We start from the raw sequence: 978 nt of genomic DNA on the forward strand, positions 1-978 counted from the left end.
CGTGCTCATCGAGCCCGAACTCGGTGTGGAAGCTGACCTGGTGGCCCAGCCGGGCCAGGCCCACGGCCACGTTCAGCGGGGAGCCGCCCGGGTAGGCCCTGCGTCCCACCACTCGACCAGGGATTCGCCAATCACAGAAATACGCGCCATGCCTCGATCCTATGTTGCAATCTATGTCCGCGATACCCGGACGCTGTAGTGCCCGGCATCACACAGTGGTACCGTGGCGCTCGAGGCCCGCGGGCAGTGCAGACCCTGCGGCGCCACCACGGGCCAAGGGAGGGCCACGAGCGCAACACGGGCGGCACAACCATGCTGAGGGCCGGTCCACCGGCCGATGAGGGCACCGAAGGGAGCGGGAAGATGTCCGAGGAACGGATCGAGGAACTGCTCACGCTGTGCGTATCCCTGCCCTACGGTGAGCAGCGCAGCGAACTGCTTGAGGAGGCGCTGGCCATGGCCGAGCAGAGCGGGCGGGAGGACCTGGAATACCGGGTGCGGCTGCTGCTGGCCGACGCGTGCGCCATGGCCGGGGACAGCACCGGGCTGCTGGGCAACTTCCGCTGGTGCCTGGACCGCTTCGCGTCCAGCCCGCAGCGCTTCCCGGCCGATCCCGGGGACGGGGCGGACCTGTTGTGGCAGTACAAGTGGATGCCGGCGCTGCTCAGCTCCGACCCGCAGATCCCGGCCGCCGAACTGCGCCAGCTGCTGGTGGAAATGGCCGGGCACTACCGCCAGGCCGGGGCCGGGCTGAGCGCGGTGCACACCGCCGGATTTGAGATGGCGCTGGCCAACGGCTGGCTGGAACAGGCCGCCGTGGAACTGGCCGCGCTGGAGGAAACCACCCCGGACGCGTACTCGCACTGCGAGGCCTGCCTGCGCTCCAGCATCATCAGCTACCACCTGGCCACCGGATCCCAGGTGCTGGCCCTGGCCGAACTGGACGAGCTGCTGGCCGGGGGAGAGAGCTGCGGGCAG

At 69.6% G+C, this 978-nt stretch carries 2 pseudogenes; one reads left to right on the forward strand and one right to left on the reverse strand.

What is annotated here, in order from left to right:
- Nucleotides 1-150: pseudogene (locus JCM19049_RS21360) on the reverse strand (PfkB family carbohydrate kinase); the annotation flags it as partial.
- Between the two features lie 213 nt (nucleotides 151-363).
- On the opposite strand from JCM19049_RS21360, the pseudogene JCM19049_RS15415 reads away from it, so the two are divergent.
- Nucleotides 364-978: pseudogene (locus JCM19049_RS15415) on the forward strand (hypothetical protein); the annotation flags it as partial.

It is taken from the genome of Arthrobacter sp. JCM 19049, assembly GCF_001310435.1.